The sequence below is a fragment of the Hymenobacter sp. UV11 genome (assembly GCF_004684095.1).
In the GTDB taxonomy this organism is placed as follows: Bacteria; Bacteroidota; Bacteroidia; order Cytophagales; family Hymenobacteraceae; genus Hymenobacter.
In genome coordinates, this window is sequence record NZ_SRII01000002.1 from 200493 (window position 1) to 216056 (window position 15564).

At 64.1% G+C, this 15564-nt stretch carries 11 protein-coding genes; 2 read left to right on the forward strand and 9 right to left on the reverse strand.

Going from position 1 to position 15564, the window contains the following annotated elements:
• Positions 1-8: 8 nt before the first annotated feature.
• The gene (locus tag E4631_RS03440; protein ID WP_133657397.1) at positions 9-2774 is read right to left on the reverse strand and encodes an Ig-like domain-containing protein; all 2766 of its coding nucleotides are present in this window, start codon (positions 2772-2774) and stop codon (positions 9-11) included.
• 234 nt (positions 2775-3008) lie between these two features.
• On the opposite strand from E4631_RS03440, the gene E4631_RS03445 reads away from it, so the two are divergent.
• Positions 3009-3983 carry a polysaccharide deacetylase family protein gene (locus E4631_RS03445; protein WP_133657396.1) on the forward strand — a complete coding sequence of 325 codons (975 nt, stop codon included), beginning with the start codon at positions 3009-3011 and terminating at the stop codon, positions 3981-3983.
• 33 nt (positions 3984-4016) lie between these two features.
• Positions 4017-5177, forward strand: a complete 1161-nt coding sequence (locus tag E4631_RS03450) for a glycosyltransferase family 4 protein (RefSeq protein WP_133657395.1) — start codon at positions 4017-4019, stop codon at positions 5175-5177.
• 155 nt (positions 5178-5332) lie between these two features.
• Here E4631_RS03450 and E4631_RS03455 read toward each other — a convergent pair whose 3' ends face one another.
• The 8 genes from E4631_RS03455 to E4631_RS03490 all read right to left on the reverse strand — a co-directional run bounded on the left by E4631_RS03455 (position 5333) and on the right by E4631_RS03490 (position 15490).
• A complete protein-coding gene (locus E4631_RS03455; protein WP_133657394.1) occupies positions 5333-6505 on the reverse strand; it encodes a glycosyltransferase family 4 protein in 1173 nt (390 codons plus the stop codon).
• 162 nt (positions 6506-6667) lie between these two features.
• On the reverse strand, positions 6668-7840 hold the full coding sequence (locus tag E4631_RS03460) for a hypothetical protein (protein WP_133657393.1): 1173 nt from the start codon (positions 7838-7840) through the stop codon (positions 6668-6670).
• Positions 7841-8680: a glycosyltransferase family 2 protein gene (locus E4631_RS03465; protein WP_133657392.1), complete on the reverse strand. Its 840-nt coding sequence runs from the start codon at positions 8678-8680 to the stop codon at positions 7841-7843.
• Positions 8681-8794: 114 nt separating this feature from the next.
• Positions 8795-10066: a glycosyltransferase family 4 protein gene (locus E4631_RS03470; protein WP_133657391.1), complete on the reverse strand. Its 1272-nt coding sequence runs from the start codon at positions 10064-10066 to the stop codon at positions 8795-8797.
• 175 nt (positions 10067-10241) lie between these two features.
• Positions 10242-11243 carry a nucleotide-diphospho-sugar transferase gene (locus tag E4631_RS03475; RefSeq protein WP_133657390.1) on the reverse strand — a complete coding sequence of 334 codons (1002 nt, stop codon included), beginning with the start codon at positions 11241-11243 and terminating at the stop codon, positions 10242-10244.
• 105 nt (positions 11244-11348) lie between these two features.
• On the reverse strand, positions 11349-12644 hold the full coding sequence (locus E4631_RS03480) for an O-antigen ligase (RefSeq protein ID WP_133657389.1): 1296 nt from the start codon (positions 12642-12644) through the stop codon (positions 11349-11351).
• A gap of 48 nt (positions 12645-12692) precedes the next feature.
• Positions 12693-13913 carry a glycosyltransferase family 4 protein gene (locus E4631_RS03485; protein WP_133657388.1) on the reverse strand — a complete coding sequence of 407 codons (1221 nt, stop codon included), beginning with the start codon at positions 13911-13913 and terminating at the stop codon, positions 12693-12695.
• On the reverse strand, positions 13910-15490 hold the full coding sequence (locus E4631_RS03490; RefSeq protein WP_133657387.1) for a lipopolysaccharide biosynthesis protein: 1581 nt from the start codon (positions 15488-15490) through the stop codon (positions 13910-13912). The genes E4631_RS03485 and E4631_RS03490 overlap by 4 nt, the downstream gene beginning before the upstream one ends.
• Positions 15491-15564: the final 74 nt, after the last annotated feature.

The following is a 15564-nucleotide window of genomic DNA, read 5'->3' on the forward strand; positions in this document are numbered from 1 at the left end:
AGTAGTGCTTAGTGCTTGACTTCTAAGCGTAATATGCTGGCAGCTTGGGTATTGCTGGTAACGCGTAGCGTGTAGGGGCCGCTGGGCAAGTAAGCCGTAGTGATGGTGAACTGATTGGCGCCGGGGGTAGCCACCCGCCAGTGCTGGGCTGCCAGGTTGCCCTGGGCATTCAGGACGGAAATGACGACGATATCGGTGCGGCTAAACGGCATGCTGAGCGTCACCTGGTTGTCGGCGGGGTTGGGGTACAGGGAGGAGGTATCGGCCGAGGAGGCATCGGCCGGAGAAGTTGCGGGCAGGCTACCGCCTTGCTGCACCAGCTCCACATCGTCGAAATACAGCCACTGGCCCTTATTGGCCTGCGAATAAAAGCCAATCTCGCATTGCCCGCTGCTGACCGTAATATTGGGAATGGTTACGCGTACCCATTGCCCATCGGGGGTGGTGGGCACGTCGGCTGCCAGGGCAGTACCACCAAAGTTTTTGGCTTGCAGCTGAGCCTGGTTTTGGCCGCCGCTGCTTTTCATCCAAGCACTCAGCGAGTAGGTACCGGCGGGTAGATTGTTGATTACCTGATAGGTGTATACCGTGTAGCTTTCGGGGCGGTAGTGCGTGCCGTGGTAGAGGCCGCCGTGCGCGCCGGGGTAGGCCTCGGTATAGTCGGCGTTGTCGTTAGTGCCTTGGCCGGTAGTCGTCTGCCAGCCAGTGGGCGCACCCACGGGCAGCCCATCGGCCTCGAAGCCGGGATTCACAACCAGGTTATTGCCCGTCGCAACTGGTGTGGTAGGGGTAGTAGTTGGCACAGCACTCACCGTCAGGCTTGTGGCGGCCGAGGTGGTGCTGGCCCCGGTATTGTTGGTGGCCACGGCCGTGAGGGAGTAGGTGCCGGCGGCAGGCGTCCAGCTCAGCTGATAGGGGGTAGTGGTAGCTTCGCCTAGCTTGGTGGTGCCATTGAAAAACTCCACCTTGGCTACCGTGCCATTGGCATTGGCGGCTGTGGCGCTCAGGGTCACGGTCTGGCCCAGGGTGAGCGTTGCTGCCGAGGCCGCCAGGCTCACGGTAGGCGGTGTGTTGGCCGCCGGCACCAGCGTAACGTCGTCGAAATACAGCCAGTTGCTCGCATTGGCTTTCGAATAGAAGCCAATCTCGCACTGACCATTGGTGACGCTGATATTTTGAACGGCCACCTGCACCCACGTGCCGGGCGAAGCGCCGATAGCTGAGCTAAGCGCCGCGCCGCCGTAGTTTTTGGCCTGGAGCTGGGCCGTGTTCTGGCCGCCGCTGCTCTTAACCCAGGCGTTGAGAGTGTAGGTGCCATTGGCCAGGCCCGTCACCACCTGGTAGGTGTACACCTCATAGGCCTCGGGGCGGTAGTGCGTGCCGTGGTACGTGCCCGCGTGCGCGCCCCCGTAGCTTTCGGTGTAGTCGGCGTTGTCGTTGGTGCCTTGGCCGGTAGTCGTCTGCCAGCCAGTGGGCGCACCCACGGCCGTGTTATCCGCCTCAAAGCCGGGGTTGAGGATGGTACCGACGCTGGTAACGGGAGTAGGGGTAGGGGCGGGAGTGGGCGCCGGGGCTGTCGTACCCAGCGGTCCAACGGTCACGCCGTTTTGCGCCAGCTTTTGCTGCCACAGCACGTACTCGTTGTCCTCGGTGGCTACCGTAATAGGGTTGGGCAGGCTGTTGGTGCCGGTGCAGGTAGCGCAGGCGCCGGGGCTTATGTCCTGGCGGTCGGGGTAGGGGCTGTTGGCGCCCCAGCGCACGTAGCCGATGGTGTTGTTGGCAATGCGGTTATTAAAGAAAACGCTGGCCAGCTGGTTATAGTAGTTGAACACGGCCGTGCCGGCATAGGTGGCATTCAGGCGGGTGCCATCGGGCAGCAAGCCGCTGGTCACCATGCGGTTATCGTGGTAATACACGTCGTGGCCGGCCGCAATATTCATGGCCGCGTTGCAGGTGCTCACAAACTGGTTGTTGCTGGCCTCGATGTAGCCCGCGGCCAAGCCCAGCGTCGCGCCGTCGCCGTCGGTGGTCATGCCGGTACCCGTAAACTGGCCCGCCGTGGCGGGGTAGGGGTAGGCGCCGCGCACGAAGTTGTCGTGCACCCGAATGGGGCTGCCCGCCGTGCCCGACGAGTTGTAGAGGTTGATATTATCCTCCACCAGGCTCTGGTTGGGCGTGTTGATTACCTCATTATAGGCAATATCAACCCCGGCCAGGTTCTGCACCGTGTTCAGCTGCAAGAAGCTGCTGCGGGTGCTGCCGCCGTTGTTGCGCCAGCGGCCGTCCACGTTGCGCACCTGGTTGTAGCGCACCGTGAGCGCACCGTTGCCTGCCCAGCGGTTGACCACGATGCCGCTCGTGCCGCTAAGGTAGTTGTGCTCGACGACCAGGCTGGCCGACTGGTACGTATCGAGGAAGTGCCCCGGCGACTGGCCATCGACCGAGGGCGCCAGCGCCACGCCGCTACAGTTGCGCACGGTTAGGTTGGCGCCGGTACCCGATTGAATAAGGTAGCCGGCCCCCGACAGGTTGCAGCCCTCCAACACCACCGCCTCGGTAGTATTCACCAAAATGCACGGCACCCCCGAAGCCAGGCTCTGGTAGTTGCCCGTGTAGGTGCCCGCTCTGGTAATGACCAGCGGCGCCGAGTACGTGATAGCCTGCGCCTGGCCCAGGGCCGGCAGCAGGCAAGCGGCTGCCAGCACCCGGCCACCCCACGCGGCCCGTGTGCGGCTAAGGCGTAGCCAGCCACTCAAATGGATTGTTTTTAGCATGATAATAAGACTATAATGGATGGAGAAGGAATAAAAAATGGGTGGGGATATAAGAGTAAAGCTACAAGGAGTGAAGGGTTTAACAGATGAAAAACTGCGACTAAAACAAAAGATAATCTGGGCTGGCAACTGTTTTGAAAGCAAATAGTAAAAGGCTAAGAAATAGGCTTATTACCTAAGCTGCTGGCGACAAACTGCTGTTTTCTGGCGGTAGCTCCGTATTTTTCCTGCGCAATGAACCGGCCCTGGCAACTTCTGCTTCACCACTTCAGCGAAGCCCTGGCCCTGGCGCACGGTGCCGTGCGGCCCGAGCGCCCGGCATTGCTGGTGTTTATGTTTCATGCGCTGTTTGAAGATGCGGCGGCCATGAGCCGGCACGAGTTAGACCCGCAGCAGCGCATTACCACCGCCATCTTTGCGCAGTTCGTGGCGCATTTTGTGGCCCACGGCTACCAGTTTGTGACCCCCGCCGACGTGCTGCGCGGCCTCAACCCCGCCGGCAAGTATGCGCTCCTCACCTTCGATGATGGCTACTTCAACAACCAGCTGGCGCTGCCCGTTTTGCGGCGCTATGGGGTGCCGGCCACGTTCTTTATCTCCAGCCACCACGTGCTGGCTGGGCAGGCCTTTTGGTGGGATGTGGTGTACCGCGCCCGCCAGCGGCAGCCCCTACCCCCCGCCGCGCAACTAGCCGAGCATGAGCACCTGAAAGGCATGCAGCACGCAGAAATTGACCAGTATTTGCTGGCAAATTTTGGCCTCGAGGCCCTGCGGCCGGTGGGCGACCTTGACCGGCCCTTCACGCCCGCCGAGCTGCAAGCCTTTGCCTGCGAGCCCGAGGTGACGCTTGGCAACCACACCGCCCACCACGCCATCCTTACCAACTACGCGCCGGCCGCCGTGGCCCACGAGCTGGCCGCCTGCCAGCAGCACCTGGCGCAGCTGGCAGGCCCTACCCCCCGCGCCGTGGCCTACCCTAATGGCAACACCTCGGCGGCTGTGGTGGCTGCCGCCGGCGCGGCGGGCCTGCACCTGGGCGTGACGGTGGAGCCCGGCAAAAACTACCTGCCTTTTGCCCGGCATAACGTAGATACCTTGCAGCTCAAGCGTTTCCTGCTGTGGGGCGACCGCGACGTAGAGCGGCAGTGCCGCCTGTTTCGCGCCGATTTCAACCTGAAAGAGCAACTTCGCTCGTGGCGACGGGGGTAGGGCCGCTGGCCCGCCCCCCGGCTGTCTTTATCTATGAAAATACTCTGGCTCGCGCCCTACCCCCACCCGCTCGACGTACAGGCGCACCCCGTGCCCTGGGTAGGCGCCCTGGCCGACCAGCTCCGCCAACAGCCCGGCCTGGAGCTAACCATACTGCACTGGACTACTAAAATAACGACCAAAACGGACGAGTTTGCGCGCGGTGGCATCCGGTTTATCTACCTGAAAATGCCGTCGGTGCGGGCCGATATTCTCACGCTCTACCAGTGGCGCATTGTCCTTGTGCGGGCCTGGCTACGCCGGCACGCGGCCGGCTACGACCTGCTGCACCTGCACGGCTCCGAGCTCCAGCTACCCGCCATGACGGCCGGCCTGCCCCAGCCGCAGCTGCTGTCGGTGCAGGGCCTGGTGTCGCAGTATCCGCCCTACGTGCCCTGGCGCCTGGCGTGGCTACGCGCCCTCTGGACGCTGGCCGGCTACTACGAGCGGCGCTATTTGCCCGCTATTCACCACTTTGTGTGCCGCACGCACTGGGACCAGGCGCTCGTGCGGCGGCTCAGCCCTGGCTGCACGGTGCATCCTTGCTGGGAGGTTATCCGGCCCGAATTTTTCCGCTTGCCCACTTTGCCCGCGCCGGCGGGGGGTAGGCCGCAGCTGGTATTTGTGGGCGGCACGCAGGTAATGAAAGGCTTTCGCGAAGTGCTCGCGGCGTTCGACCTCATTCGGCAGCAAGGGGAAGTGCGGCTGGTTATTGCCGGGGTGGCCCGGCCGGCCGAGGTGTGGCACGCCGTGCAACAAGCCGGCCTCCAGCACCTTGGCCCCGCCGATATCGAGTGCCGCCCCCTGCTAACGGGCCGCGAGCTGGCGCAGCTGTTCAGCGAGTCGGTGGCCCTGCTGCACCCGTCCTACGTCGATAATAGCCCCAACAGCGTGTGCGAGGCTCAGGTAGCCGGCCTGCCCGTGGTAGCCGCCGACGTAGGCGGCGTGCGCTCGCTGGTCGAAGACGAGGTAACCGGACTGCTGTGCACCCTGGCCCCGGCTAGCATCGCAGCCCAGGCCCTGCGCCTGTTGCGCGACCCCGCCCTGCGCCAGCGCCTCGCTACTCAGGCGGCGGCCGTAGCCCGCCCCCGCCACGACCCGGCCGTGATTGTGGCCCGCACGCTGGAAATTTACCGGGAGGTACTGCGTTATTAGTCCTTAGTTGAACTTGCTTTTTAAAGTAGCACACAGGAAGCCATTTGCTTCTGCGTCTTCTGCGCAAACCTCTGCGTCTTCTGCGGGCTAAAAACTCCTGGTACTGTATGCCAATTTAAAAAGTCAGTTCACCCAGTTCCTGGTTTGACCGACAGCTAAGAACCCAACAGCGCCAGATACTGGTCGGCCACCTTGGCTAGCGGGAAGCGCTCGGCCACGATGGCCACGGCTCGCGCCGCTACCTGCTCATAAAGAGCTGGGTCAGTGAGGAAGCGGTCCACGGCGTCGGCGATGGCCGCCACGTTGGTTACGTCCACCAGCAGGCCTCCGTCGGCCACCACCCAGGGCACGGCGCCGCTGGCCTGGCCGGCCACCACGGGCACGCCGTAGGCCATCGCCTCCACCAGCACCATGCCAAACGATTCTTCGAGCGAGGTGTGCAGAATGAGCGTGCTGGCCGCAATATGGGCCAGCACCTCGTGGTGGGGGGTAGGGCCCATAAACACCACGTTCTGCACGTCATTTTCGCGGCAAAATTCGGCCGCATCTTCATCGGGTTCGAAGGCCGTGCCCATGGCCCAGAGCTGGGCCGCCGGGTGCCGACGCTGCACTTCCTTGAAGGCCAGCAGGGCGTTTTTGCTGTTTTTGCGGTCGTCCCAGCCATTTACTACCACGCTTAGCACGGGCGCGCTCAGCGGCGCGCGCGTCTGGCTGGCGCGCTCGGGCACCACCACGGGGTTGGGCACCACTTGCACGGGGTTGCGCGTCCAGGCCTGCACCGACTCGGCCATGTAGGGCGATACGGCCGTGAAGCGCCGCCCCTTCCAAAACACGTAGCGCGCCATGAGCAGGTGAAACAGCCGGTTGAGCGTGCGCACGTAGCGGTAGATAACCAGCGCGTTATCGTGCACCGTTACCACCGCCTTGGGGTCGTAGCGCAGGGCTGGCATCGCAAACTCGTAGGTCCAGTGCGCGTGCACCACCTCGGGGCGGTAGCGCCGCAATTGGGCCAGCAGCTGCCGGCGCTCGAACCAGAAGAAATCGGCCGTGCGCCCCAGCCGCCGCCCATTGAGCCGAAACGTGCGGCTGCGGCTGGGCACCACCACATAGGTCAGGCCGGGGCCCTCGTGTACGAAAGGCGGGGCGTCATCGTCCAGCTTATCATCCAGCGTGATGGCCACCACGCGGTGGCCGCGGGCGATGTAGGCTTTAATAAGGTCGCTCACCAGCGGCGCGCCGGCCCGGCCGGCCGGGTAGGCGCGGCCATCCTGCTCGGCCGGCAGCAGTAAGTCGTTGGTCGCGATGGGGCCCAAAACGGCGATGTACATGCTGGGTAATGGGGTAATAAGTTGTAGAAAGGTAGTCTGTCATTGCGAGCGAAGCGCGGCAATCGCACCAGAACAATCTGGTAGAACGAGGCGGCGCGGGTTTCGTTCTGGTGCGATTGCCGCGCTCCGCTCGCAATGACAGACGAGTTTAAGTCAATCCTCTTATTTTTTGCCGCCCGGCAGTGGCCCCACCGCTACGCCGGCGCGCTTCAGCTTTTGCTGCCACAGCGCCCACTCGTTTTGCTCGGTGGCCAGCGTAATGGGGTTGGGTAGGCTGCTGGTGTCGGTGCAGGTGGCGCAGGCGTCGGGGCTTAGGTCTTGGCGGTCGGGGTAGGGACTGCTGGCGCCCCAGCGCACGTAGCCAATTACGTTGCGCTCGGCCCGGTTGTTGAAAAACACGCTGGCCGGCTGCTTGTAAAAGTTGAAGACGCCCAGCCCCGCGTGCGTGGCGTTGAAGCGCTGCCCATTGGGCAATAAGCCGCTGGTAACGATTCGGTTATCGTGATAATAAATGTCGTGGCCGGCCGCGATGTTCAGGCCCGCGTTGCCGGTACTCACCAGCTGGTTGTGGTCGGCCTCGACGTAGGCCGTGGCGGCGTCGGCCGTTTTGGCGTCGCCGTCGCTCGTTAGCCCGGTGCCCGTAAACTGGCCCGCCGTGGCGGGGTAGGGGTAGGCGCCGCGCACGAAGTTGTCGTGCACCCGCAGCGGACTAGCCGCCGTGCCCGACGAGTTGTAGAGGTTAATATTATCCTCCACCAGGCTCTGGCCGGGCGCGTTCAGCACCTCATTATAGGCAATTTCGATGCCCGGCAAATGCGCCACCGTGTTCAAAATCAAGAAGCTGCAATGCGTACTGCCCGCGTTATCGCGCCAGCGGCCGTCCACGTTGCGGGCCTGGTTGTAGCGCACCGTGAGCGCGCCCGTCGTCCCGCTCCAGCGGTTGATGACCATGCCGCTGGTCTGGGCGAAAAAATTGTGTTCCACCACCAGGCGCTGGGGTTTGTACGCGTCCAAAAAGCGGCCGGGCGCTTGCTTGTCGGCGGTGGGGGGTAGGCCCTGGCCACGGCAGTTACGCACGGTCAGGTTAGCGCCCTCGCCGGCCTCGATGAGGTTGCCGGGGCCCGTGAGCGTGCAGCCGTCGAGCACTACGGGCTCGGTGGTGGCCACCCGCACGCAGGCCTCGCCAGAGGCCGCGCTCTGGTAGCGGCCCGAGTAGGTGCCGCCCTTGGTAATCACCAGCCCGGCCTCGCCGCTGGTGTGGTGGCTGGCGCAGGCGCTGAGCGCGCTGCCGAGGGCCAACGTCAGCCAACCAAGCGCGTGTTGTGCAAGCTTCATCTAGTGCAGAAAGTAGCCCACCAGCCGGCGCGCGTAGCCGTTCAGTAGAAAATAGGGCAGGTAGGGCGCGGGGCAGTTTTTGAGGGCGAAATGGGTGAAATTGACCATGTTGCCCCCGCCCCGAATGCCGAATAAATGCTGGTAGTAGCCCTTGGCGCTGCGGTGCTTGCGGGTCAGCGTCTGGCCGCTTTCCTCGGGGTAGGTGCTGAGCTGGGCGTCGTAGTTGCAATACACCGGAAAGCCCGCGCGCCGGGCCACGCTGGTGTAGTCGAAATCGGCCAGGTAATGCGGCAGGCGCTGCTCATCAAAGAGCCCAATCTTATCAATTACCGCCTTCGGAATGAGCAGCCCGCGCCCCGGCAGGTACGTGACCGGGTGCAGCCCCGTGCGCTGGCTGGGGGGTAGCACGTCGAGCAGGTCGTGGCGGGTATTGGTCCGAAAATCGAGCCGCTCGCCGCCGTAGATGGCCTGGCCGGTGTCGGCATCAAACTCTAGGGCGCCGAGCACGGCGGTGGGGCGCTGGGCGGCGGTGGTCAGCATCTGGGCCACGAAATCGGGCGCGGTCAGCACGTCGTTGTTCAGCGTGAGCACGCGGTCGGCGCCCAGGGCCAATGCCCGCTCAATGCCCCGGTTCACGCCGGCCGTCCAGAAGAGGTTGCCATCGCCGGTCACTACCTCCACCTCGGGGTAGGCGCGGGCCAGCGCGGCGGCCGTTTCATCGGTCGAGCCATCATCGACCACAATTACCCGAAAGTCCTGGTTGGTTTGCGCCCGCAGCGAGTCGAGGCAGGCGCGGGTGTAGCGCCAGCGGTTGAAAACGGGGATAATAATGTAGAGCATAAGAAGTAGTGAGCAGTGAGTAATGAACAGTGAGCAGTGAATAAGGAGCGGTGAGCAGTGGTTGCTTCATGCGGACCTTGGCTGTTTAGCTAAGTCCAAGCAATGGCTCATTGCTCACTGTTCACTACCCCTTGGGGCCAGGCCGGCCAGCTCGGGTGCGGTGTCGGCGGCCAGCTGGTAGAGGCTGGCCACGAGGCGGGGTAGGGCAAACTGCGCGGCGTAGGCGAAGCCCGCCCGGCCCATGGCTTCGAGCTGGGCGGGGTGGTCGTAGAGGTGCTCGACGGCCCGCGCCAGGGCCTCGGCCGTGGCATCGGCGGTTTGCACGGGCACCTTAATACCCGCCGAGTCGGGAATGAAATCGTGGGCGCCGTGGTGGTCGAGCGTCAGAATGGGCAGGCCCAGCGCCATCGATTCGAGGTACTGGTTGGCGTAGGTGTCGCGCAGGCTGCACAGCATAAACAGGTCGTGGCCGAGGTAGGCGGCGCGGGTGGCTTCGTAGGGCACGCTGCCGTGCCAGGTCACGCGGTCTTGCAGGCCCGCTTCGGCAATCCAGCCGGGCACCAGCGGGCCCATTGGCCCATCGCCCATCACATCGAGGTGAAACTTCACGCGCTTATCAACCCGGCCCAGTGCCTCAAGCACCAGGGGCAGGCCCTTGCGCGGAAACAGCCGGGCCAGCCACAAAATGCGTAGTTCGCGGCCCGCCAGCGGTGGCCGCGGCGCGTAGGCGGCCGGAAAGTAGTCGGCGGCCAGCGCCGCGCCCATTGCCAACGCCACCCGGCGCGCACCCAGCCGCCGGGCCAGCGCGGCCGTGTCGCTGTTGGCTACCAGCACCAGCGAGGCGTGTCGCAGCGACTGCCGCACGTTGGGGTCAAACGTCGTGAGCAGGCTGCTGATACCATTGCGCACAGTTTCGGTTTTAAACCAATCGGGCAGGTAGCGGCGCAGCGACGCGGGCGCCGTCATGCCGCCGCCCATCGGGCCCAGCAGCAGCGGCTTTTTTAAGCGCCACAGCCACGACGCCATTTGCAGGCTGTTGTAGGTGATGTGGTGCACCGCGTCAAAATTTACCTGCGCGTCGAGCTGCTGCGCCGTGCGCCAGGCCTGGTACTGCCACACCATGTAGTGCAGGTACACGCCTGGCTGCCAGCGATAAGCGTAGTTCACCGCTTGCGGCACGTCAATGAATACCAGGTGAATGCGGCCCGCTACGGGGTCGGCGGCGCGCTCGGCCAGCACCTGCTCCAGGTTGGGCCGGCCGCGGGGGGTAGTGAGGCACCACACCTCGTGGCCCAGCGCGGCCACCTGCCACAGCCAGTTGAAGCCCGAGCCTTCTTCGCTGCCGTGCAAAGGGTCGCAGGCGTAGGCCGAAAGCAAAATCTTCATAAAGAGGAAGTAGTGTGCGGTAAGCTTTAGCTTGCCGTGGGTAGCATAGGGTAAGCTAAAGCTTGCCGTTTTTTCGCCTAGTTAGCTAAACAGGCAGTTATGCTAAGAAAAAAGTCACTATCGTTCAGGCTGCGTATTGTCAGTCAACTCACAGTAAGCTGAAGCTTACCGCGCCTCAGCCTGCGCTTTGCTTTATTTTGGGGCTTTGTAGGCCGGCGGCTACCGGCTTCTGGCCTGCGAATACGCGCCGCACGATGGCGCCTACCCGGCTCATTAAGAACTCGTTGAAGCGGCGGTTATCGCGGCGGCGGTCCTGGGCCACCTCGGCCGGGTGGCGCAGCGGAAACGTGAGGTCGCGGGCGGGCACGGCGGCCATATTGTCGGCGCTGTCGTGGGTGTGCGTCGAGTCGTTGCCGAAGCCGATGTTGCCCACTAGGTTCACGGCCGGCACAATGTAGAGGCCGTGGTGGCGGGCAATGGTGTACTCCCACTGGTAGTCCCACACGTCGGGCGGCTGGGGTAGGGCGCGCACGCCGGCCATCTTGCCCAGGCGGTAGCGCTTTTCAAGCGGCCCCGTAAAGCTGTCGTTCAGCTCGCCCGATTTTGCTACCCCCTCAAAATCAGTGAGATGGTAATCATAGAGCTGCCAGGCGCGCCGCCAGGTGGCCCAGCCCCAGCTGTTGCGCTGCGTCGAGAAGTAGTACGACGGCGCCCCCGGCGCGGGCGGCTGCTGCGCCTCCGAGCCAAAGTTATTGCCCCCGATGTGCATTACTCGCGCCTCGTCGCGGTAGCGGACCAGCAGCTCCTGGCAAAACCGGAAAAAGCTGGGCGCCGGCACGCAGTCATCTTCCAGAATAATGCCCTCCGGCTCGTGCGCAAAAAACCAGTTCATGGCCGTCACCGGGGCCAGCCCGCAGTTCAGGTTCTCTTCCTGAAACAGCGTGAAAACTTCGCAGGGCCAGTCTACTTCCTGCACCACGGCGCGGGTTTCGGCGCAACGAATAAAGTCGGTGGGGTGGCCGGGGCGTGGGCCGTCGGCCGCCACGTAGAGCCGGGTAGGGCGCGCCTGCCGAATGGTGTCAAACACCCGCCGGGTAGTGTCGGGCCGGCTGAAAATCAGCAGCAGTACCGGCGTTTGCAGCGCCTCAGGCGGCTGGTCAGCGGAAGAAAATGCCATAGATGCGCGGAGCTAAAAAGTCTGAATTCAGGAAGCGGGGTGGGAGGGAAGCGTGAGGTAACGTAGTGTAGTAGCAAGCTATACGGTAACCAGCCGCGGCTGGTGCTAAGCCGGCATCAGCTCGGCCGGGACAGGCTCGGTATCGGGCTCAGGGGTTAGCAGGGGGGGTAGGGACACCGACTGAGGCTCGGGCTCGGCTAGGGCGGCCAGCAGCAGGCCCAGCAGGCCAAAGTGGTAGGTAGACCAGTCGTAGGAGGCCGAAAACACCAACAGGCAGCCGAAGTAGGCAATTAGCAGCGCCGTATCGGGGCGCATGGGGCCGCGCTGCCACAGCCGCTGCCAAACGCGCACAATGGGCACCAGCAGCACCATCAAAATGCCGATAATGCCGAAGTAAAAGGCCCGGTCGAGGTAGAAGTTGTGAAAGTGATGCCCGGTGCGGTCGGCCCACATCGGCTGGTCGTTGCTGGGGTCGTAGAACTGCATGGGCACCTCAAAGCCCTCCAGGCGCCAGCCCGCAATGGGCCGCTCGTAAACCAGCGGCATGTACGACTCCAGCTGCTTGAGGCGCCAGCTGCCGGTGCCCTGCTTGTCGGCGTTGGCCATGTCCTCCATGTTGTCCTGCATGCGGGTCACCACTTCGGGGCTGTTTAGCACGATGGCCGTGACGCCCAGCGAGCCCAGAATGCCCGGCACCAGCACCAGCATGGCAATTTTGGAGAAGGAAAACCGGGCGCCCGGCGAGCGGCGCAGCAGCAGCAAATCGAGCGGCACGGCCACCGCCGTGGCAATCCACACCGAGCGGTGCTGCAAGAAAATGATGAGCGGCAGGCACAGAAAAAAGCCCAGCAGCATCCGTATCCCGCCGTGGGTCAGGTAGCGGTTGAGGCAGTACAAGGTCACGAGCACAAACAAGTAGGCCGACGATGAGCCGAAGCCCCGCTCATTCTCTGCAAAGGCGCTCAGGCTGAGCGAGTCGCGGTGAAAAACCAGCAAATTAGCCGCCAGCACAAACGTGAGCACCCCGATAACCTGGCCCATCGACGGCAGCCCAAACCGCCGGTGAAAGGCGTAAATTCCGAACATAATCAGCAGCATAAACAGCTTGCTGAACACGTGGGGGTAGGCCAGCCACGAGCCCTGGTTGGCGTACGATTCCAGCATTAGCCCCCCAATGCCGGCTAGCACTACCCACATCCAAATCTTAACCATCGGCTCCATGTAGCGCGCATACAGCACCAGCGCGCCCGTCGAGGCTGCAAACAGCAGGTAGGTGTAGAGCTTCACGCCCTCCGGCTCCTGGTCTACCTGCGGCCCGTAGATAAACTCCCAAAACGCCGCATTCGTGGCCAGCACGGCCAGCAGCGGCAGAATGACCATAAAGTTGAGGCGAATTTTCATAGAAATAAAAAGCTAGTGAAGCTCAGAGAATACTCAATAGCCAGCCGCTTATACTGGTTGCGAAGCCGGCCGCTTCACGGCGAGCGGAGGGGGTAGGGCCGGGGCCAGGCCCGTTGCCTGCCGGTAAAAAGCCAGCGTGCCCTGCACCATCGCGGCCCGGTCGAAGCGGGTGCGGGCGTAGGCGTACTGGCGCTGCTGCAAGTCGTGGCGGGTCGCCGGGTCGGCCAGCAAGTCGGCTAGCTGGGCGGCCAGGGCGGCGGGCGGGGTGCTTTGGGGCAGCGAAGCTTCGGGGGTGGCAGCCAACAGCTCGGGGCTACCCCCCGCCACCAACGCCAAGGCCGGGCAGCCGCTGGCAATGGCCTCAATTACCACATAGGGGCAGTTTTCGCGTAGCGCGGTGTGCACATATACATCGGCGGCGTGCAGCAGTGCGGCTACCTGCGTATGGTAGCCCAGCAGCACCACGTCGTTTTCGAGGCCTTGCGCGGCGATGAGGTCGCGCAGCATGGCTTCGTCTTCGCCCTTGCCCACCAGCACCGTCACGCAGCTGGGGTGCCGGTGGCGCAGCTCGGCGGCCACGGCCACCAGGTACTGCTGGTTTTTACGGGCTTCGAGCTGCCCGATGTTCAGGATAATCGGCCGGCCGGGAAACAGCGCCCGTAAGTCGGTTTCAGCACTGGGCGCGCCCGCCGCGCCGGGCGCAAAGGCCGCCATGTCCACGCCATTGTGGGCGATGGCCGTTTGGGCATCGGCCGGTAAAAACGGCTGCGTCAGCCGCAGGGCGTACTCCGAAATTCCCAGAAAAAACCGGGTGCGGCGTAGCAAAAAGTTATACCAGCGCACCTCGAAGCGGGCCGCCCAGCCGCGGGGGGGTAGGGCCAGCTGCTGCACCACCTCGGTGCCGGGGTGGTCGTTGTAGTGGCCGGTTACTACTACCGGCACCTGGTCGCGCAGGGCCAGGCGGGCCGCCCAGCCGCTACTCACGTCCTGGGCATTCACCACGTCGTAGGGCTGCTGCCGGTCGATGGCGCAGTAGATTTCAAGCGCCTGGCCCAGCTCCAGGCCCACGCGCCGGCCCAGCGAACCAAGCAGGCCCACCACCCGCCGGCCCACCCCAATGGCCCGCCGCACCCAGGGCCGCAGGTCGTCCTGGGTCACCACCGTTACGTGGTGGCCCTGGGCGCGCAGCAGTGCCGCCAGCCGCTCATAATGCACCCGCACGCCCGAAGCCGCGCCCGGCACCTGCAGGGAAGTCAGCAAAATATTCATGGGGTAAGGGGCGGGGTAAGGGTGTCGACCGAAGAGAATGCGCCGGGCTGAGTTTCGAGAAACGCATGGTAGCGGGCCAGGTGCGGGTGGGCGCGGGGGGGTAGGCGCGGCAGGCCTCGCAGCCGGCCGAGCGCCTGGGCCAGCATGGGCCGCAGCTCGGCCGAAGGCCAGCGCAGCACCACCGCCAGCAGCGCCACGGCGCCCGTCGCCATCAGAGCCAGCAAGGTCAGTAGGATAGGCAGGTGCAACGGGCGCACCAGGGCGCTCACCACCAGCAGGCTCAGGCCCACCGCCGCCGCATTGAGCAGGCCCGGCTTATAAACGGACAGCAGCCGGGGGTAGGCGATGCCAATGTCGTTGTGCGTCACGCGCATGTAGAGCAGCGTGCGCACAAACTCGCCCGTGCCGATGCCCACCGCAATGCCCGCCAGGCCGTAGCCCTTCAGCGACCAGAACAAGGTGGCCAGCAGCACCATATAGGTCAGGTTGAGGATGATTTTCTGGTGCAGGTTGGCGCGGGCATCGGCCACTACGCCCGCCAGCAAGGTGCTCATGGTGAGCGGAATAGAAAAGCACAGCACCCGCAAAATCGGCACCGAAGCTGCCCAGCGCGGGCCCAGCAGCACCGCCACCAGCTCGGGGGCGGCCACGGCCACGCCAGCGCACACGGGCAGCACCACCGTCGTGATGAGCGTGGTGCTGGTCAGGTACAAAGACCGCACGCGCGGCAGGTCGTCCTGAATCTTGCTGAACGCCGGAAAGGCCACCCGCGCCAGGCTATTGGTCAGGAAATACATGGGCAGGTACAGCAGCATGTAGGCCCGGTTGTAGATGCCGAGCAGCACCGAGCCCAGCAGCCGCCCGATGAGCAGCGTGTCGAGGTTGCCATTCACAAATTCCAGAAAGCCCACCACCGACACCCGCCCGCCGTAGCCCAGCAGCCGGGCGTAGGGTGCCTTTTGGAAGATGAACCGCAGCGAGTGCCGCACCACCAGGTAGTTGAGCACGGCCGCGAAAAACTGCTGCGCCAGGCTGGCGGCCACCAGGCTCCACACGCCAGCGCCCAACAGGCCCAGCGTCACGCCTACCCCCCCATAGCCCAGGATGTAGGCCACTACCTCCACCTTGGCAATGGCCTCGAAGCGCATCTCGCGGCGCAGCATGCTGGTGGCCGTGGACCCTAGTCCCACCAAGATAAACCCCAGCGCCTGCACCCGCACCAGCGGCACCACGGCGTCATTTTTCAGGAAGAATACGGCCAGCGGCGCGGCCAGCCAGGCAATGCCCGCCACCGCCAGCCCCAGGCCCAGCGAGGCCGTGAAGGTGGCCCGCACGTCGTCGTCGTCAATGTTCAGGCGCTGCACCAAGGCGTGGCCCAGTCCCATCTCAGCAAAGTAGCTGCCGAAGCGCAGCACTACCCCCGCCATGGCCACTAGGCCGAAAGCAGCGGGGTCGAGCAGGCGCGCCATCACGGCGGTGTAGCCAATCTGGAGCACCGCCGTTAGCACCGTGGCCGCCGTTGTCCACTGCACCCCGCGCACGGCGGTCGAAGTGAGATTTTGGGTGGTTACTGCCATTTTAGTTTGAGTTGGTAGCGCCGCTTGTCAGTGCCGCGTCCTTGCTTAATGCGCAAATTGCTCGCAACGACAGA